Genomic DNA, 17,614 nt, shown 5'->3' with positions numbered 1-17,614 from the left:
CCCCTCCGCACCAGACGCTGGTGGTTGCACGGGCGTGTCCTAGACGATCTGGGGCTGGGCGCCGCTGTCTGCGACGATGTCGCGGCCCTGCTGGGCCCACGCCTGCATCCCGCCCTCGACGTTGACCGCCGGATAGCCCTGCGCGGACAGGTAGGCCACCACGCGCGCTGATCGGCCGCCGGAACGGCAGATGACGTAGAGCGGGTCGCCGTCGGGCAGCTCGTCCATCCGGCCGGTGAGCTCCGACATCGGCAGGTGGGTGGCCCCGGGCGCGTGACCGGCGGCCCACTCGTCGGACTCGCGGACATCGAGCAGGGCGGCGTCGGGCGGTAGCTGCGCCACCGCCACCTCCGGGACGGCTGGACCGGTCATGTCCCCAATCCTCGCACGGCGGGACGTCACACCCCCGTGAACGCGAACGGCGCCCGGCCACAGGGGCCGGGCGCCGTCGTGTGCGTGTCGGGTCAGTGCACGGTCGCCTTCTCGGAGCCGGCCCCGGTGAGCGAGCGGACCTCCATCTCGGCGAACTTGCCCTCCTCGACGGGGTGCCTGCCGCCGACGTACGTGCCGATGATCCCCAGGACGAACGACAGCGGGATCGACACCAGGCCGGGGTTGGCCAGCGGGAACAGGGCGAAGTCCGCGTTCGGAATCATCGCCGTCGGGCGGCCGGAGATCGCCGGCGAGAAGACGATCAGGAGCACGCAGGACGCCAGACCGCCGTAGATGCTCCAGAGCGCGCCCGTCGTGTTGAACCGCTTCCAGAACAGCGAGTAGAGGATCGTCGGCAGGTTCGCCGACGCCGCCACCGCGAACGCCAGCGCGACCAGGAACGCGATGTTCTGGTTGCGAGCCAGGATGCCGGCGGCGATGGCGATGACGCCGATCACCACGGCGGTGATGCGGGCCACCCGCACCTCGGCGTCCGGGCTGGTCTCCCCACGCTTGATGACGTTGGCGTACACGTCGTGGGCGAAGGACGCCGACGCGGTGATCGTCAGACCGGCCACCACCGCCAGGATCGTGGCGAACGCGATCGCCGAGATGATCCCCAGCAGGATCTCGCCGCCCAGCTCGTACGCCAGGAGCGGCGCCGCCGAGTTGGTGCCGCCCGGCGCGGTGGAGATCCGCTGCGCACCCCCGGTGACCAGGGCGGACGCGCCGTAGCCCAGCACCAGCGAGAACAGGTAGAAGATGCCGATCAGCCAGATCGCCCAAACCACCGAGCGGCGCGCCTCCTTGGAGCTCGGCACCGTGTAGAAGCGCATCAGGATGTGCGGCAGGCCCGCCGTGCCGAGCACCAGCGCCAGGCCCAGTGACAAGAAGTCGATCTTCGATGTGGTCGAGGCACCGTAGGCGAGGCCCGGGCTGAGCAGGTTGTCGCCGAGCTCTCGAACCGCGCCCGAGGAGTTCGTGATCGACGGGTTGGCCGAGACGGACTGCCCGAGCAGCGCGGAGAGGTTGAACCCGAACTTGGCGAGGACCCAGACGGTGATCACTGCCGTGCCGATGATCAGCAGGGCGGCCTTGATGATCTGCACCCACGTGGTGCCCTTCATGCCGCCGACCAGCACATAGGTGATCATCAGGGCACCGACGATCGCGATGACCACGCCCTGCCCGAACGTGTTGCTGTTCGGGATCTGCAGCAGCAGCGCGATCAACGCACCCGCGCCGGCCATCTGCGCCAGCAGGTAGAAGAACGACACCACCAGAGTGGAGGTGGCCGCCGCCGCCCGCACCGGACGCTGCCGCATCCGGAAGCTCAGCACGTCGCCCATCGTGAACTTGCCGGTGTTCCGCAGCAGCTCTGCCACCAGCAGCAGAGCCACGAGCCACGCGACCAGGAAGCCGATCGAGTAGAGGAACCCGTCGTAGCCGTTCACCGCGATCGCGCCCGCAATACCGAGGAACGACGCCGCCGACAGGTAGTCACCCGCAATCGCGACCCCGTTCTGCGGGCCGGTGAACGACCGGCCGGCCGCGTAGTAGTCCGACGCGGTCTTGTTGTTCCGGCTGGCCCGGAACACCACGACCAGGGTGACCACCACGAACAGGGCGAAGATGCCGATGTTCAGTACCGGGCTGCCGACGCCGGGGGACGCCGGGGCCTGCGCAAGGACACTCACGGCGCTGCTCATTCCACACCTTCGATCTCATGGCGGATCTTCTCGGCGGCCGGGTCGAGGTGCCGGTTCGCGTACCGCACGTAGACGGTCGTGATCACGAACGTCGTGACGAACTGCAACAGCCCGATGATGAGCCCGATGTTGATGTTGCCGAACACCGGGATGGCCATGAACGCCGGAGCGAACGATGCCAGCAGCACGTAGAGGAGGTACCAGAGCAGGAAGGCGACACTCATCGGGAAGACGAACCGCCGGAGTTTCCTGCGCAGTTCGACGAATTCGGGAGTGGCTTGCATCTGTTCGTAGATGGTGCCTGTAGATCGCTCGCCTGTGGCACTCACGGCGTCGTCTCCGTTCTCTTCCGTCCGCGCACTGCATCGTCGCCGCGCCTTCCGGGGCACAACGGGGCGAACCATAGTTGAGTCACACTCCCACGCCGGAATACTCCAGCTGGGTGATGGCGGGCGTTGCGCAACTGACGAGACAAGCTCACGATCAACGGCGGGTGAATCGGGACAAGTGGCCGACGAACGGTTGACGAGCGGTCGGACTCGGACGTACCGCCCCGAATCGTGACCTTGGGTTCATCCGTCCGGTGATCACCGGGAGCGGTGGATCTCACCAGGTGGGACGCTGACGATCCTCGAGGCGGTCGCGGCTCAGACCGAGCCGTTCCGGTGCGTGCAGCCGCAGGAGCACCTGGTCGGCGTCGACGGGGCGATGCCGTGCGGTCATCCTGCTCACCACGATCATCGTGACGAACGCGGCGGGCACGGTGGCGATCGCCGGCCGGTAGAGCAGCACGCCCAGCCATCCGGAGTCGACGAACCCGGCGAGGCTCATGGCGACCGCGCCTGCCGAGCTGATCCCGCCGACCAGTATGCCCGCGATACCGCCCGCCGCGGTGAGCCCGCGCCACCAGATGCCGAGTACGAGCAGCGGGCAGAACGTCGACGCGGCCACCGCGAACACCAGCGCGACGGCTTCGCCGAAATCGAGCCGGGTGACCGCAACCGCCATCGCGAGCGGTATCGCACCGGCGAGCACGGCCGACAGTCGGAAGTCGCGCACCTTGCTGCTGCCGATGAGATCGGTGGACAGCACGCCCGCGACGCTCACGATCAGCCCGGATGCGGTGGACAGGAACGCGGCCCACGCACCGGCCGCCACCAGCCCACCGAGCAGGGCGCCCGCCAGCCCGCTGCCGAGCACGGCGGCCGGCAGCAGCAGCACGGCCGCATCCGTGTCGCCGTTGACGAGCAGCTGCGGGGTGTAGAGCCGCGACAGTGCGCCGAGCAGCGTGACCGCCAGGTAGAAACATCCGAGCAGGGCGAGCACGAACACAGCGGTGCGCCGCGCCGCCCGCCCGTCGGGGTTGGTGTAGAAGCGCACGAGCACGTGCGGCAGGCCCATCGTGCCGAGGAACAGCGCGATGATCAGCGAGTACGTGGCGAGCAGGCCGTGCTCGCGGCCGCCCGGGAACGGGGCGAGCCACGTGGAGTCCGACACGGGCGCCCCAGCCACCACCGGCACCGGCGCGCCTGCGGGGAATTCGAGCTCCGACCCCGCCTGGACGGTGTGCCGTCCGACGTCCCAGCGGACGGGGCTGTCGACCACCTGCCTGCCGTCGACCACCCCGGTGGCGGTGAACTGGACCGGCTCCCCGACCTGCAGCTCCACATCGGTACGGATGTCGACCGTCGCGCGGTCGGGGAACTGCGGCGGGGCCGGCTTGTCGAACGTGCGGTCGTCGCTGAAGAAGAAGATCGCCGCGATGATCGCGGGCAGCGCCAGCGCGGTGAGCTTGAGCCAGTACTGGAACGCCTGCACGAACGTGATCGAGCGCATGCCGCCCAGCACCACGGTGGCGACGACGATGAAGGCCGCCACCGCGGCTCCGGTCCAGCCCGGCAGCCCCGTGACCGTGGTGACGGTGAGACCGGCCCCCTGAAGCTGGGGCAGCAGGTACAGCCAGCCGATGACGACGACGAACACCGCGCAGACCTTGCGCAGCACGCCGGACCGCAGCCGGAACTCCGCGAAGTCGGGCACCGTGTACGCGCCGGAGCGGCGCAACGGGGCCGAGACGAACAGCACGAGCGCGAGGTAGCCCGCCGTGTAGCCGACCGGGTACCAGAGCGCATCGACCCCGTCGCGCAGGATCAGCCCCGCGATACCGAGGAACGACGCCGCGGAGAGGTACTCACCCGAGATCGCGCCCGCGTTGGCCATCGGGCCGACCGTGCGCGAGGCCACGAAGAAGTCGGAGGTGCTGCGCGCGACGCGCACCCCGAGCGACCCGATCACGGCCGACGCCACCGCGACGAGGCCGATGGCCACGAGCGCGATGATGCCGGTTGTCGTCACGAAAACACTATGTCAACGCGAGGCTCAGACCACCACTACACCTTCGTCGGTTATCCGGCCTGACCGGGCCGGTCGAGCCGGTCCCGGGAGAGCCCGAGCTGCTCCGGGGCGTGCAGGATCATCAGCGACCGGTCGACGTCACGCGGGATCGAGACCCTGGTGAACCAGCTCACCACGACCATCGTGAGGAACGCGGCGGGCACGGTGATCACCGCGGGCCGGTAGAGCAGTACCCCGACCCAGCCTTGGGGCACCACCGCGAACAGCGACATCGGGACGGCCACCGCGGACAGGCAGCCGCCGACGAGCACACCCGCGATCGCGCCGGCGGCCGTCAGGCCGCGCCACCAGATCCCGAGCACCAGCAGCGGGCAGAACGTCGCGGCGGCCACCGCGAAGACCAGCGGCACGGTCAGCGCGAAATCCATCCGGGTCACGGCGAGGGCGAGCGCGAGCGGCACGACGATCGAGAGCACGGCGGCCATCCGGAAGTCGTTCCACCGCCCCCGAAGCACGTCGGTGAACAGCACACCCGCCAGGCTGACGACGAGCCCGGACGAAGTCGACAGGAACGCTGCCGCCGCGCCCGCCGCCACCAGCCCACCGAGGAGCCAGCCCGCCCAGTCGTGCCCCAGAACGGCCGTGGGCACCAGCAGCACGGCGGCGTCGGTGTCGCCGCTCACGAGAAGCTGGGGTGTGTACAGGCGGGTGAGCGCGCCCAGCAGCGTGACGAGCACGTAGAACACGCCGATCATCCCGAGGACGATCACCGTGGTGCGGCGGGCCGCGAACCCGTCCGGGTTGGTGTAGAAGCGCACCAGCACGTGCGGGAGGCCCATCGTGCCGAGGAAGCCGGCCACGAGCACCGAGTAGATCGAGAGCAGTTCGTCCGCCGCACCACCCGTCATCGGTTCGAGCCACTGGCGGTCGGTGGTGGGCGAGCCGTCGGCGGTCGGCACGGCCGAGCCCGCCGCGAACCTCAGCCTCGTGCCCTCGTCCACCTCGTACCGACCGGGTGGCCACGTGACGTCGCCCCGCTCCCAGCTGTCGTTCACGGTGCCGTCGACCCACACCCGCACCGGCTCCGTCACGTCGAGCACGACGTCGGTGCGGATGTCAACGGCCGTGTCGTCCCCGAACCGCGGAGACGTCGGCCGGTCGAAGCTGCGGGTGTCGTTCAGGAACATGCTGCCCACCACGAGGGCGGGCACGAGGAGCGCCGAGAGCTTGAGCCAGTACTGGAACGCCTGCACGAAGGTGATCGACCGCATTCCTCCGCCCACGACGGTGAGCAGGACGACGATGCCGGCCCCTGCGATCCCGCTCCAGGTGGGCAGGCCGGTGAGCGTGGTGAGCGCGAGCCCGGCGCCCTGCAGCTGCGGGAGCAGGTACAGCCAGCCGATCACCAGCACGAACACGGTGCACAGCCGGCGAAGAGCCGGAGAGGCGAGCCGCAGTTCGGCGAAGTCGGGCACGGTGTGGGCGCCGCTGCGGCGCAGCGGGGCGGCCACGAACAGGAGCAGGGCGAGGTAGCCCGCGACGAAGGCGACCGGGTACCAGAGCGCGTCCGCGCCTTCGCGCAGGATCAGGCCTGCGATGCCGAGGAACGACGCCGCCGACAGGTACTCCCCCGAAATCGCGCCCGCGTTGGCCATGGGACCGACGGTGCGCGAGGCCACGAGGAAGTCCGACGTGCTGCGCGCCATGCGGACGCCGTACGAGCCGATCAGCGTCGACACGAGCCCCACGAGCCCGATCGCGCTGAGCGCGACCAGTGCTGGGGTACTCACGTAGTTAATCTTGCACAGTCTCGGCGAAGTTCTGCTCGAGGTGTTCCGCGGTGCGGGTGTGCCACAACCCGAGCCCGAACAGGAACGGGTAGACCAGCACGCCGAGCAGGAGCCACGGCAGGCGGATCCCGAGCACCTCGACGCGCCCGATCTCCGGGACCATCGCGAAGAGCAGCGGCAACAGCCCGAGCGTCAGGCCGGCCCCGATCGCGAACCGCAGCGCGATGGCCAGCTGCGACCCGATCAGGTTGCTGCGCAGCAGCTCCCCGACGCCGGTGGGCTCCTGGATGGTGATGACCGTGCGAACCGGGCGGGCCACGCTCTTACGCTCGGCCAGCACCACCCGCACCCGCTTGCCCGGCTGGTCCGCCGGGGCATCGGGGTCCGGGGGCGGGGCATCATGCAGCTCGGCGCGCCGCTGCGCGGGCACGCTGATCCGGCCGACAGGCCGACCGACTGGCTCGGGGTCGTCGGACGGCTCCTCGTCCGCAGCGGCGGGCGGGACGGCCGGGACCGGCGCGGTGAGCTCGGCAGCGACGGGATCCGGGGCCATGGACGGCCGGGTATCGGTGGCGTCCGGAGGAGACGCGACCGGCGGGATGGGGCCGGTCGGCGCCGGCGGCGCGGCGGCGGCCTGAGGCGGCGGCGCGGGCAGGGGCCCGGTCGGCGCGGCGCTCGGGGGCACTGGGTTGGGGGGCGCTGGGTGCGGAGGCGCTGGGTGCGGAGGCGCCGTCTCGACGGGCGCCGGGTGGACGAGTGCTGTCTCGACCGGCGTGGTGGCCGACGGGTCCTGCTGCGGCGCATCGGTGGGAGCGGCGGCCCCCGGATGCGGCGGAGCCTGCGGGGCGTCCGCGGGCGGCATCGGGGCGACGGGTGGGGCCGCTGCGGCCGCTGCCTTGCGCGCCCGGCCGCGAGCGGCGCCTCGCATGGCGGCGGCCGCGGCGATACCCGGGCGCACGGTGTCCGTCCCGGCCTCCCGGTCTGACGGACTCGGCGCGGGCTGCACCCCGCCGGGCCGGATGGGGGGACCGGACCAGACCGGCTGGGCGCTGGTGCCCTCGGTGCGCTCACGACGCAGCAGCTCGCTCGCCTGCGACATCTGCCCGCCCACCGGTCCCGGTCGCGGTGCGCCGGGCCCAGGCGTCGCGACGGAGTGTCGCGCGATGTACTCGGCCGAACTGGAGGACGTGGGTTCGCCGCGACGCGCGTGCCGCCCGCCGCCACCGGCAGCGGCCTTCTCCGCGATGCGGCGCTGGATCTCGTCCTGCAGCCACGCCGACCCGGTTTCAGGGTCGGCGTCGGGAGCCTCGGCGCGGTGCGGGACCGAGCCGTCGTCCGGCTCGGGGGTCACCGACGGCGGGGCGCCGTCGGTGAAGGTGGTCACCGCTGACTCCACGCCTGCTTCGTCGCGCGGACCAGCCGGTCCTTCAGCTCGCGGGTGTGGCGCCTGCTCACCGGGAGCTCGGCGCAGTCGGGGCCACTGCCGACCCGGACGACGTAGCCGGACCCGGACAGCCGAAGCTCCGTGACCAACGGCAGTGCCACCAGGAACGAGCGGTGGATGCGCACGAAACCGGCGTCGCGCCAGCGGTCCTCGAGCACCGAGAGCGGGATGCGCACGAGGTGGCTGCCCTCGTTGGTGTGCAGGCGGGCGTAGTCGCCCTGCGCCTCCACGTACCGGACGGCCGAACGCGGCACGAGCTTGGTGGTGCCGGCTAGCTCGACCGGGATGACCTCGTCCTCGCTGCTCTGCTCCGGCTGCGGCTCGGCCACGTTGGCGGCGCGGTTGGCGAGGATCCGGTCGATCGAGGCGGCCAGCCGCTCGGAGCGGATGGGCTTGAGCAGGTAGTCGACCGCCCCGACCTCGTACGCGTCGACGGCCCGGTCGTCGTGGGCCGTGACGAACACGACCGACGGCGGCACGGCCATCGACGAGAACACCCGCGCCAGCTCCAGGCCGTCGAGGCCGGGCATGCGGATGTCGAGGAACACGATCTCGACGTGGGTGCGGTCGGCCACCCGCGTGCCGCTCACCGGGTCGGCGAGCCCGCCGCGGTGGGCCGGACCGGCCGTGGCGGCCTCGCGCACGCCTTGCCGGCTGTTCAGGATGCGGAGGGCGTCGGTGGCGTCCGATGCTTTGAGCACGGTGCCGACGCGCGGGTCCTCGCTCAGCAGGTAGGCCAGTTCCTCGAGAGCAGGCAGCTCGTCGTCCACCGCGAGGACGACCAGGCCGCCGGAGCTGTCGTTGCTGTCCACGATCTCCTCATCCTGCGTGTCCGGGGCCGGGGTCGGGACAGCCTGCCCCAACTCCGACGACCATGGTGACGGCGAATCCGTGTGAGTGCCAGAGTCCAGCACCAATCGGGATCATCCGATCACACCGCGCTACAAACCGTACCGCGCCCACGCGGCCCGTATCTCGGCCGCCTGGGCAAGCCCCAGTAGGGCATCCGTGCTGATCACGCTGGTCCCGGCCGCCGGCGGCGTCAAGCCGAGGCGCGCGAGGAGCGGCTTGCGCCCCTCGACCGGAACGAGGTCGGCATCGGGGAAGCGCTCGCCGAGAACGCCCCTCGCGGTGCCGAGCCCGTCGACGAGCCCGAGCTCCACGGCCTTCGCTCCGGTCCAGACCTCGCCCGTGAACAGCTCGTCCTTGACCTGTAGGCGATCACCGCGCCGGGCGACGACCCAGTTCTGGAACATCTCGTGCAGCTGGTCCTGCAGATCGCGCAGCCACTCGACGTCCTCCTGCTTCTCCGGCAGGAACGGGTCGAGCCGCGACTTCGCGTTGCCCGCCGTGTAGAGCCTGCGTTGCACCCCGAACCGCTCTATGAGCCCGTCCAGCCCGAAGCCGTGGCTGATCACGCCGATGGAGCCCACGATCGACGTGGGGTGCGCGTAGATCTCGTCGGCGGCGCACGCCAGCCAGTACCCGCCGGACGCGGCGACGTCCTCGCAGAACGCGAGAACGGGCACGCCCTTCTCGGCGGCGAGGCCCCGGATCCGGTCGGCCACCAGCGCCGACTGGGTGGGTGAACCGCCGGGTGAGTTGACCAGCAGCGCGACGGCCGCGAGCCGCTCCGACGCGAAGGCCCGCTCGATCGGCTTCTCCAGTGCTTGCGCATTGATCACCGAGCGCGGCACCGGCCCGGTGGTCGCAGTGATCACGCCGTGCAGTCGCAGCAAAGACACGACGGGCTTATCGCTGCGTTCCCCGAGTCGCCCCGGTAGGCGGGAGGCGAGCCGGTCGGGGAGGCGGATCACGTCCATGCGGCCACGTTACGCGGCTGCGCGCCAGCCGCAAGATCAAGAAGGGCAGGAGCGTGCGCCGAACCACAACTCGCGCGCACTCACATCGCGACTCGTGGGCGGGGAGCCTTCGGCCCCCGCGAGTCAGACCCGGATGCCTGCGCGGAACTTCGGGACGCGCAGGGTGATCTTCATGCCCTCTCCGGGCGCGGTGTCCACGACGAGACCGAAGTCATCGCCGAACGTGGAGCGCATCCGGTCGTCGACGTTGCCGAGCCCGACGTGGGCGCCCGACTGGTGGGCGTCGTCGAGGTCCTCGTGGAGCCGTGCGGGGTCCATGCCGATCCCGTCGTCCTCCACGATGATCACGCACTCCGCGCCCGCGTTCTCCGCGGTGATCGTGATCGTGCCGCCGTTGGGCTTGCCGCCCAGCCCGTGCCGCACGGCGTTCTCCACCAGCGGCTGCAGCGCGAGGAACGGCAGCACGACGGAGAGCACCTCGGGGGCGATCTGCAGCTTGATGTTGAGCCGGTTGCCGAAGCGGGCCTTCTCCAGCCGGACGTAGCGCTCGATGTTGGTGAGCTCGTCCTGCAACGTCGTGTACTCGCCCGCCGTGCGGAACGAGTAGCGCGTGAAGTCGGCGAACTCGATGAGCAGCTCGCGGGCGCGCACCGGATCGGTGCGGATGAACGAGGCGATCGTGGTGAGCGCGTTGTAGACGAAGTGCGGCGAGATCTGCGCCCGCAGGGCCCTGACCTCGGCACGGTTGAGCCGGGCCCGCGACTCGTCGAGCTCGGCGAGCTCGAGTTGGCTGGACACGTACCGGGCGACCTCCGCCGAGGCGCGCAGCAGCACCGGCCCCGCGGTGGACGTGGTGAGCGCCGCGAGGGTGCCGACGATCGCGCCGTCGGTCTCGAGCGGCACCACGACGATGCCCCTGACCGCGCAGTTGGGGTGCTCGCACGACAGCGCGGTGTGGGACAGCACCTGCTGGCGCCCGGTGGAGATCACCTGGTCGGCCAGCGACCGGACGTCCGGCTCGTGCTGGTCGGCGTCGCCGTCCCATGCGAGAGTGGTGCCCCGGTTGTCGGTCATGGCGAGCGCGCACGTGTCGAGCAGCTGCCGCAGGTACGGCAGCGCGAACCCCGCGGAGTTCGGCGAGAGCCCCTCGCGCAGCGCTGGCGCGGCCAGCGCCACCGTGTGCAGCGTGGCGAAGGTGGCGCGCTCCAGCGGCGTGGCGAAGGTGTTGCGCCGGTTCTTCATGATCAGCCACACCAGCAGCCCGATCATGATGATGAAGACGCCACCGGCGACAAGCAGCGCCGTGGAGCTGCCCAGCAGCTCAGTCACGTTCCACCTACCTACCTCACCAGGCGCGACAGCCGCCGGTCGGCGAGGGGTTTGCCGCCGGTCTGGCAGCCGGGACAGTACTGGAACGACTTGCTCGCGAAGGAGACCTCCCGAACGGTGTCACCGCAGACCGGGCACGGTAGGCCCGCGCGCGCGTGCACCCGGAGCCCGGAGCGCTTCTCCCCCTTGAGCTCCGCGGCGCCCTGGCCGACCGAGCGCTCGACGGCGTCGGTGAGCACCGAGCGCATGGCGGCGTAGAGCCCGTCGACCTGCTCGGCCGTCAACCGCCCTGCCGTGGCGTACGGCGAGAGGCGCGCGGTGTGCAGGATCTCGTCGCTGTAGGCGTTGCCGATCCCGGCGATCACCTGCTGCTCCACGATCAGGGTCTTGAGCCGTTCCGTGCGCCCGGTGAGCAGCGAGGCGAACTCGTCGCGAGTGAGGGCGAGCGCGTCGGGGCCGAGCCGGGCGATCCCCGGGACCTGTTGCGGGTCGGGCACCAGGTAGACCGCGAGCCGCTTCTGCGTGCCCTGCTCGGTGAGGTCGAACCCCGGCCCGCCGACGGTGTCGAGGTGCACCCGCAGCGCAAGCGGCCCTCGCCCCGGCTTGGGCGGCGTTGCGGCGGCGGAGTCGTGCCAGCGCAGCCAGCCCGCACGGGACAGGTGGGTGATCAGGTGCAGCGGCTCGTCGGGCCGGTCGCCGAACTCGACGGACAGGAACTTGCCGTACCGGGCGGCCCCGGTGACCACCCGCCCGTGAAGCCCCGACACCGGTGGATCGAACGTTTTGACCGCGCTCATGCTCGCCACGTCGATACGCGCGATCGGCCGGTAGATCGCGTGCTCGCGCAGGTGGTGAGCCAGCGCCTCGACTTCGGGGAGCTCGGGCATCAGTTGACCGGTTGCAGGGGGCTGTCGGCGTGGCCCGGTGTGCCCTGGGTGCGGATGCGGCGAATGATGATGCGGATCTCCTCCTTCGCCTTCGACCCACCGCGCACGAGGCCGGTCCAGCGCTCGGCAGGCAGGTCGTAGCCGCCCGCGGTCTCGGCGACGATCGTCCACGGCCTGCGCAGGAACCACCGGATGGGGAAGAAGGCCACCACGGCGAACGCGACGAGGTACAGGAACCAGGGGATGTGCACGCCCGCGGGCCGCCAGACGATGATGATCAGCCAGAACACGAACAGCGCCGACAGGATGAGCACCGCGGCTCCGCGCCCGCCGTCGACGTCGTGCTCGAAGTCGTCGCCCGTGGCCGGCACGGACCACTCGATGTTGCGGCGCACCGACCACATGCGTCCGTCTACACCGGCGACCGTTCTCGTAGCCATCTTCTCCGCCGTGTTGAGTGCCTGTGGTTTTCCACAACTTTCCCACAGATCCGCCCTCGATGGCGGCTACCACCGCAGCGGGAGGCTCGTGATTCCGTTGATGAAGTTCGAGACGAGCCTGCGCGGCTCGCCGTCCAGCTCCACCTGCGGCAACCGCAGGAACTCCGTGAAGAACTCGCGCATCTGCAACCGGGCGAAGGCCGCCCCGAGGCACAGGTGGGGGCCTTGCCCGAACGACAGGTGGTCGTTGGGTTCACGGGCGAGGTCGAGGCGGAACGGATCGGGGAAGCGGCGCTCGTCGTGGTTGGCCGACACGTGGTAGACGACGACCTTGTCGCCACGCGCGATGCGCTTGCCCCTCAGCTCGACGTCACGCGCCGCGGTGCGCCGGAACGTGAGCACGGGCGGATGCACGCGCAACAGTTCCTCGATCGCCGACGGCAGGATCTCCGGTTCGGCGCGCAGTCGCCGGTACGCGTCGGGGTGGCGCACGAGGGCGAGCACGCCGCCGGGCAAGGCGCTGCGCACGGTGTCGTTGCCGGCGATCACCAGCAGGAAGAAGAACATCTTCAGCTCGGCGTCGGTGAGCCGCTCGCCGTCCACCTCCGCCCAGACGAGCGCGGTCATCAGGTCGTCGGCAGGCTCGGCGCGCTTGCATTCGGCGAGCTGCTCCGCGTAGCCGAACATGTCGGCGAGCTGCGCGGGCGAGCGCGGGTTGACCGGCCGCCCCTCTGCGTCGGTGACGACGTGGGCGTGCTCGGGGTCCTGGTAGCCGATCACGCGGTTGGTCCACTCGAGCAGCAGCGACCGGTCGGCGGCCGGCACGCCGAGCAGGTCGGCGAGGTTCTGCAGCGGGAAGTCGTCGGTGACCTCGCGCGGGAGGTCGCAGCTGCCGCGCCCGGCCACGGCGCCCAGCAGCGCGGCCGCCCGCTCCCGCACGACGCCTGCGAAGAGTTCCAGTCGACGGCGGGTGAATGTGCCCGTGACGATCCGGCGCAGCCGCACCTGCTCCGGCGGATCCATGTTCAGGATCATGCGGCGCAGGAACGGCAGGTCGGCCGGGTCCGGGTCGCGGATCTGGGTAGCGCCGAGGGCAGAGGAGAAGACCTCGGGCGTGCGCAGGACGTGCTTGACGTCCTCGTGCCGAGTGACCGCCCAGAACCCGCGACCCGCCGGCCAGATCCCGATCTCGGGCTCCTCCTGCCAGCTCACCGGGTCGGTGTCGCGCAGCAGGCGCAGCGCCTCGTGCGGCACGCCGCGCGCGAACGTGCGGGGATCGAAGACGTCGATGTCCGTCACGGGGACCTACGTACCCGTGGCGCTACCCGAAGTCGAGCGCGGGCGTGAGCACGCCTTCGAGCGCGAGCAGCCACTCCTTGGTGGCCCGGCCGCCACCGAACCCGCCGAGCGAGTCGGAGCCGAGCACCCGGTGGCACGGCACCACCACCGGCAGCGGGTTGGACCCCATGATCGACCCGACGCCGCGCGCCGCCGTGTGGGCCTTGCCGAGCCCGCTGCGCGCCGCGAGCTCCCCGTAGGTGACGGTGGCGCCGTACGGCACGGTGTCGTACAGCGTCTGCAGCACGACGCGCTGCGACCCCGACGTGAGCGACCAGTCGAGTGGCACGTCGAACGCCCGCCGCGTGCCGGCCAGGTACTCCGCGAACTGCTCCGCGACGGCCCCGCCCTCGGCGTCGGCCACGGGCTCGCCCAACCGCTCCGCCGCCCGCTCCACCGCTTCGGGGTGGCGACCGAAGGCGACGAGCGCGAGCCCCGCCGGGGTGACGCCGATGGTGAGCGCCCCGACCGGCGCTGGCGCGTCCACCACGGAACGAACGATGGCCATGCCCCCAGTGTGACGCGCCCCTCCGACATTCCGCGCCTCCCGGCTCCGCTACTCGGCCTTCGGGCGTGCCGGGTCGTGCGCGGCCGCCTGCTCGGGGAAGAGATCGACCACGAGGTGCCGGGTGACCCAGTCCGCCCAGTCCTGCGCCGGCCAGCCCTGCGTGACGACCAGCAGGCCGTAGGTCTCGTGCGACAGCAGGGTCGCGACGATCTCCGTGGCGCTCTCCACCGAGATGTCGGTTGTGAAGCCCGCCTTCTCCGCGAGCTCGTCCACGGCCTGGCCGTGCGCCGCGAACTCCGTTCGCCGGGTGCGGTCGAGCAGCTCTGCCGGCTCGGGGTCGGCCGACGCGGCCCGCAGCACCGCGTCGAGCGGGAAGCGGCGCTCGAGCCGAACCGCCGTGTGCTCGACGTACCGGCGCAGCGCCGCCGGGCCCGCCGGCTCGGCGTGCACCTGCGCGTGCCACTCGTTCGGCTGGTCGTCGGGCTCGACGGTGAGCGCCGCCTCCAGCACCGCCGCCTTGCTGCCGAAGGACAGATAGAGCGTCTGGACCGCCACCCCCGCCGCGCGGGCGATGCCGGCCATCGTCGTCTCCACGTATCCGTCGCGTACGAACAGCGGCGTCGCGGATGCCACGACCCGCTGCCGGGTGGCCATGGCGCGTTCGGCACGGGCGGCGCGGGTACGAGTCGACACTGGAACCCCTTGCTGGAATGGCGTTACAGCATCAAGTTACATCATGTGGCTCCATAACGATCTTCAACACGCCGACTCACCCGTTTGACCTGCACTTGCAGGTCAGCCGCCACGAGAACCACGTTCCACAACCCGCGTATCAGGCGTCGCTGGTCGACTCCGCCCACCGCACCGACCACGCACGCAGGGGCGCGATCGCGTCACCGAGGTCCTCTCCCAGCGGTGTCAGGCGATGGGCCCTCTTCTCGTCCTGCTCGACGAGACCTGCGGCTCGCAGCTCGCTGAGGCGGGTGTTGAGCACCGTCGGGGAAAGCCCGTCGCACCGCTCCTGCAGCGCCCGGAAGCCGACCGCGCCATCACGCAGCTCCCACAGGATGCGCAGTGCCCAGCGCCTGCCCAGCAGGTCGAGGGCCGCCATGATCGGGCGACCGGTCCGCGATCCACGGACCGGTGAGCCGGGGAGGGGTGTCTCGGCGTCGTCCACGACCGCATTCTCCTCCGACCGACCCATGCGCTACGGAGTACGTAGCGACGAGAGGCGCAGTCAGACCTGTTCGGCCCGTTCCGTTCGCTGCTCTGACAGCGGGAACCGGGCCGCCCACGACTCGAGCGGCAGGCCGACCGAGGTGATCACCGTGGACAGCGTCCGGTACCAGCCGCAGAGGATGATCAGCTCGACCAGCTGGGCCGGCTCGAAGACCGCGGCGAGCTCCCGCCATGTCGCGTCCGTCAACCGTCCGTCGTCGGCGAGCTCGTCTGCGGCCGTGACCAGCAGGCGCGTTCTCGGGTCGAAGGCCGGCGAAACGGCGGGCGCGGTCGCAAGGGCCGCCAGCGTCGCTTCGTCGAGCCCGACCGACGGGCCGAAGACGATCGCGTGCACGCCCCACTCGTACTCGGCACCTGCCCGCGCCGTGGTGCGCTCGATGAGCACCTCGCGATCCCTCGCGGGTAGCAGCCCCTTGTTGAGCAGCCCGGAGGCCATCGGCCGAATCCGATCGGCGAGGTCGCGGTGGATCGCGAGTACGCGGAAGAGCAGCAACGGTTCGAACGGAGCGTCCGGTGGCATCAGCTTGCCGAGCAGCCGCTCGACATCCTCGTCGTAGGGAGGCTGTGCAGGGGTGAGTCGTGGCTCCATCCCCCAGATGCTACTTATTACGTAGCAGTCTCGCGGATCTCGCCCAGCGTCTTCGGCTGCGTCAGCCGCCAGTGGTTGCCGAACGGGTCGCGGAACGCGGCGTCGATCCCGTAGAACCGCTCCTCCGGCTCCTCGGTGAACTCGACGCCTCGCGCCTTCAGCTCCTCGCAGGTCGCGCGGCAGTCGTCCGTCCGGAGGGCGCCCAGCCCCAGGAAGCCGCGCGCGATCAGGCTGCGCAGCTGCCCGGCGATCGGTTCCTCGACCACCGGCGGTTCCGGAACGACCAGCATCATCGGCATGTCCGGATGGCCGGGCGGATGGACGGTCAACCAGCGGAAGCCGTCGATCTCGCTGTCGATGCCCACCTCGAAGCCGAGCACGTCCACGTAGAAGCGCTTGGCCTCGTCGAGGTCGAGGACGTTCAGACAGACCAGAGCGAACCCGGTGATCACGGCTGCCGAGCGTATGGCGTGCCGGCGAAGTCGTGCACGGCCGCGGCGAGCGCGTCCGGCGCGACGTCGTGGGTCTGACCGGGCAGCTCGCCGTAGGTCGCACCGGGGATCGCGGCCGCGGCGGCCCTGCCCGCCGCCCGGAACCAGTCCGGACTCGCCCCGCCCGTGAGCACCGCCGTGGGAGCGGTGATCGCGGCGAAGCGCTCGCCGGGGATGCGGCCGTCGTCCACCACCGCGGCGTCGTAGGCGAGCGTGGGCGCGAGCCGCTCGCCCAGCGCCCAGTACGGCGACTGCCGCATACCGGCGATCGCCTCAGCGGGCAGGCCGACCACGGTCATGAACAGCTCCAGCGCGTCTCCACGTCGCCCCTCTTCCAGCAGGGTCTTCGTGCGCTCCGCGTACTCGCGGGCCGCACGCCGCGCGGCGGCGTCGAGCCGGAAGGGCGGCTCCCACATCACCAGGTGCCCGACCGGCAGGCCGGCGGCCGCGGCGTGCGCCGCGAGCACCGCTCCTGACGAGAGGCCGACGACCACCGCCGAGCCGCCGGACGCGGCGAGCAGGATCTCCAGGTCCTCGATCTCGCGCTCGACGGCGTACGGGAGCGTGTCGGTGCTGTCGCCGCGGCCACGGCGGTCGTAGTTGAGCACCGTGAAGTGGGTTGCAAGGGCGCCGGCGATGCGGGCGTCGACGGCACGGTCGCACGATGCTCCCGCCACGAGTACCAGCGGTGGTCCCGCTCCGATCTGGTCGAACGCGATGGTCGTTCCGTCTGCCGAGGTCACGGTCTCCATTGCCGCGACGCTACGAGCGCAGCCGTGGCGGCCGCTTCTCCAAAACCGCTCAACCCGCGGGGCGGGTGTACCGGCGGACCAGGCACGACGGGATGGCGGCGAGCTCGTCGCGGCCCGCGCGGTCGCGGTAGGACGTGGGGCTCTCGCCGACGAACCGGCGGAACTGGGTGCTGAACGACCCGAGGCTGGTGAACCCGACGGCGAGGCAGACCTCGGTGACGGACAGCTCACCCGTGCGCAGCAGCGCCTTGGCGCGCTCCATCCGCCTGCGCAGCACGTACCGGTGGGGCGTCTCGCCGAAGGCGGCCTTGAACGACCGGATGAAGTAGTCGTCGGAGACGTGGGCGCTCCGGGCGAGCGCGGGGACGTCGAGCGGCCCGGCGAAGGCACGGTCGATCAGGTCCCGCACCCGCAGCAGGTGCCGGGACAGCGGAATCGCCGGAGTGGCCGCCACGGGCCGACGGTACCTACCAGGCGGCGGTGACGCG

Annotated in this window: 19 protein-coding genes; all 19 read right to left on the bottom strand. The window is 71.2% G+C overall.

The window, feature by feature from the left end:
- Positions 1 to 39: 39 nt before the first annotated feature.
- Positions 40 to 372, bottom strand: a complete 333-nt coding sequence (locus K1T35_RS00375) for a rhodanese-like domain-containing protein (RefSeq protein WP_220258207.1) — start codon at positions 370 to 372, stop codon at positions 40 to 42.
- Positions 373 to 464: 92 nt separating this feature from the next.
- Positions 465 to 2,141, bottom strand: coding sequence for a cation acetate symporter (locus K1T35_RS00370; protein ID WP_220258206.1), 1,677 nt, complete (start codon positions 2,139 to 2,141; stop codon positions 465 to 467).
- Complete coding sequence (locus K1T35_RS00365) at positions 2,138 to 2,425, bottom strand: DUF485 domain-containing protein (RefSeq protein WP_255621436.1); 288 nt, start codon at positions 2,423 to 2,425, stop codon at positions 2,138 to 2,140. The genes K1T35_RS00370 and K1T35_RS00365 overlap by 4 nt, the downstream gene beginning before the upstream one ends.
- 322 nt (positions 2,426 to 2,747) lie before the next feature.
- Complete coding sequence (locus K1T35_RS00360) at positions 2,748 to 4,496, bottom strand: cation acetate symporter (RefSeq protein ID WP_220258204.1); 1,749 nt, start codon at positions 4,494 to 4,496, stop codon at positions 2,748 to 2,750.
- Positions 4,497 to 4,546: 50 nt separating this feature from the next.
- Positions 4,547 to 6,286 carry a cation acetate symporter gene (locus tag K1T35_RS00355; RefSeq protein ID WP_220258203.1) on the bottom strand — a complete coding sequence of 580 codons (1,740 nt, stop codon included), beginning with the start codon at positions 6,284 to 6,286 and terminating at the stop codon, positions 4,547 to 4,549.
- 4 nt (positions 6,287 to 6,290) lie between these two features.
- On the bottom strand, positions 6,291 to 7,670 hold the full coding sequence (locus K1T35_RS00350) for a hypothetical protein (RefSeq protein WP_220258202.1): 1,380 nt from the start codon (positions 7,668 to 7,670) through the stop codon (positions 6,291 to 6,293).
- Entirely contained in the window at positions 7,667 to 8,542 is an 876-nt protein-coding gene (locus tag K1T35_RS00345; RefSeq protein WP_220258201.1) for a LytTR family DNA-binding domain-containing protein, read from the bottom strand. Before K1T35_RS00345 ends, K1T35_RS00350 begins: the two co-directional genes overlap by 4 nt.
- A gap of 129 nt (positions 8,543 to 8,671) precedes the next feature.
- Positions 8,672 to 9,544, bottom strand: coding sequence for a S49 family peptidase (locus K1T35_RS00340; RefSeq protein WP_220262292.1), 873 nt, complete (start codon positions 9,542 to 9,544; stop codon positions 8,672 to 8,674).
- 132 nt (positions 9,545 to 9,676) lie between these two features.
- The gene (locus tag K1T35_RS00335; RefSeq protein ID WP_255621435.1) at positions 9,677 to 10,882 is read right to left on the bottom strand and encodes a sensor histidine kinase; all 1,206 of its coding nucleotides are present in this window, start codon (positions 10,880 to 10,882) and stop codon (positions 9,677 to 9,679) included.
- A gap of 11 nt (positions 10,883 to 10,893) precedes the next feature.
- Positions 10,894 to 11,769, bottom strand: a complete 876-nt coding sequence (locus K1T35_RS00330) for an Fpg/Nei family DNA glycosylase (protein WP_220258200.1) — start codon at positions 11,767 to 11,769, stop codon at positions 10,894 to 10,896.
- A complete protein-coding gene (locus K1T35_RS00325) occupies positions 11,769 to 12,209 on the bottom strand; it encodes a hypothetical protein (RefSeq protein ID WP_220258199.1) in 441 nt (146 codons plus the stop codon). The genes K1T35_RS00330 and K1T35_RS00325 overlap by 1 nt, the downstream gene beginning before the upstream one ends.
- A gap of 66 nt (positions 12,210 to 12,275) precedes the next feature.
- The gene (locus K1T35_RS00320) at positions 12,276 to 13,508 is read right to left on the bottom strand and encodes a cytochrome P450 (RefSeq protein WP_220258198.1); all 1,233 of its coding nucleotides are present in this window, start codon (positions 13,506 to 13,508) and stop codon (positions 12,276 to 12,278) included.
- A gap of 22 nt (positions 13,509 to 13,530) precedes the next feature.
- Positions 13,531 to 14,055: a methylated-DNA--[protein]-cysteine S-methyltransferase gene (locus K1T35_RS00315; RefSeq protein WP_220258197.1), complete on the bottom strand. Its 525-nt coding sequence runs from the start codon at positions 14,053 to 14,055 to the stop codon at positions 13,531 to 13,533.
- A 48-nt stretch (positions 14,056 to 14,103) separates the two neighbouring features.
- Complete coding sequence (locus K1T35_RS00310) at positions 14,104 to 14,748, bottom strand: TetR/AcrR family transcriptional regulator (protein ID WP_220258196.1); 645 nt, start codon at positions 14,746 to 14,748, stop codon at positions 14,104 to 14,106.
- A gap of 139 nt (positions 14,749 to 14,887) precedes the next feature.
- Positions 14,888 to 15,232, bottom strand: coding sequence for a helix-turn-helix domain-containing protein (locus K1T35_RS00305; RefSeq protein ID WP_255621434.1), 345 nt, complete (start codon positions 15,230 to 15,232; stop codon positions 14,888 to 14,890).
- Positions 15,233 to 15,292: 60 nt separating this feature from the next.
- Positions 15,293 to 15,883: a carboxymuconolactone decarboxylase family protein gene (locus K1T35_RS00300; RefSeq protein ID WP_220258195.1), complete on the bottom strand. Its 591-nt coding sequence runs from the start codon at positions 15,881 to 15,883 to the stop codon at positions 15,293 to 15,295.
- 17 nt (positions 15,884 to 15,900) lie between these two features.
- A complete protein-coding gene (locus K1T35_RS00295) occupies positions 15,901 to 16,335 on the bottom strand; it encodes a VOC family protein (RefSeq protein ID WP_255621433.1) in 435 nt (144 codons plus the stop codon).
- Positions 16,332 to 17,126 (bottom strand): alpha/beta fold hydrolase, encoded by a 795-nt coding sequence (locus K1T35_RS00290; protein ID WP_220258194.1) that lies wholly within the window; start codon positions 17,124 to 17,126, stop codon positions 16,332 to 16,334. Before K1T35_RS00290 ends, K1T35_RS00295 begins: the two co-directional genes overlap by 4 nt.
- 49 nt (positions 17,127 to 17,175) lie before the next feature.
- On the bottom strand, positions 17,176 to 17,580 hold the full coding sequence (locus K1T35_RS00285; RefSeq protein WP_255621432.1) for a helix-turn-helix domain-containing protein: 405 nt from the start codon (positions 17,578 to 17,580) through the stop codon (positions 17,176 to 17,178).
- Between the last annotated feature and the right edge of the window lie 34 nt (positions 17,581 to 17,614).

This window comes from Pseudonocardia sp. DSM 110487 (assembly GCF_019468565.1).
In the GTDB taxonomy this organism is placed as follows: domain Bacteria; phylum Actinomycetota; class Actinomycetes; order Mycobacteriales; family Pseudonocardiaceae; genus Pseudonocardia.
The sequence above is the reverse complement of the archived record's forward strand: the minus strand, read 5'-3'. Positions and strand labels throughout refer to the sequence as shown.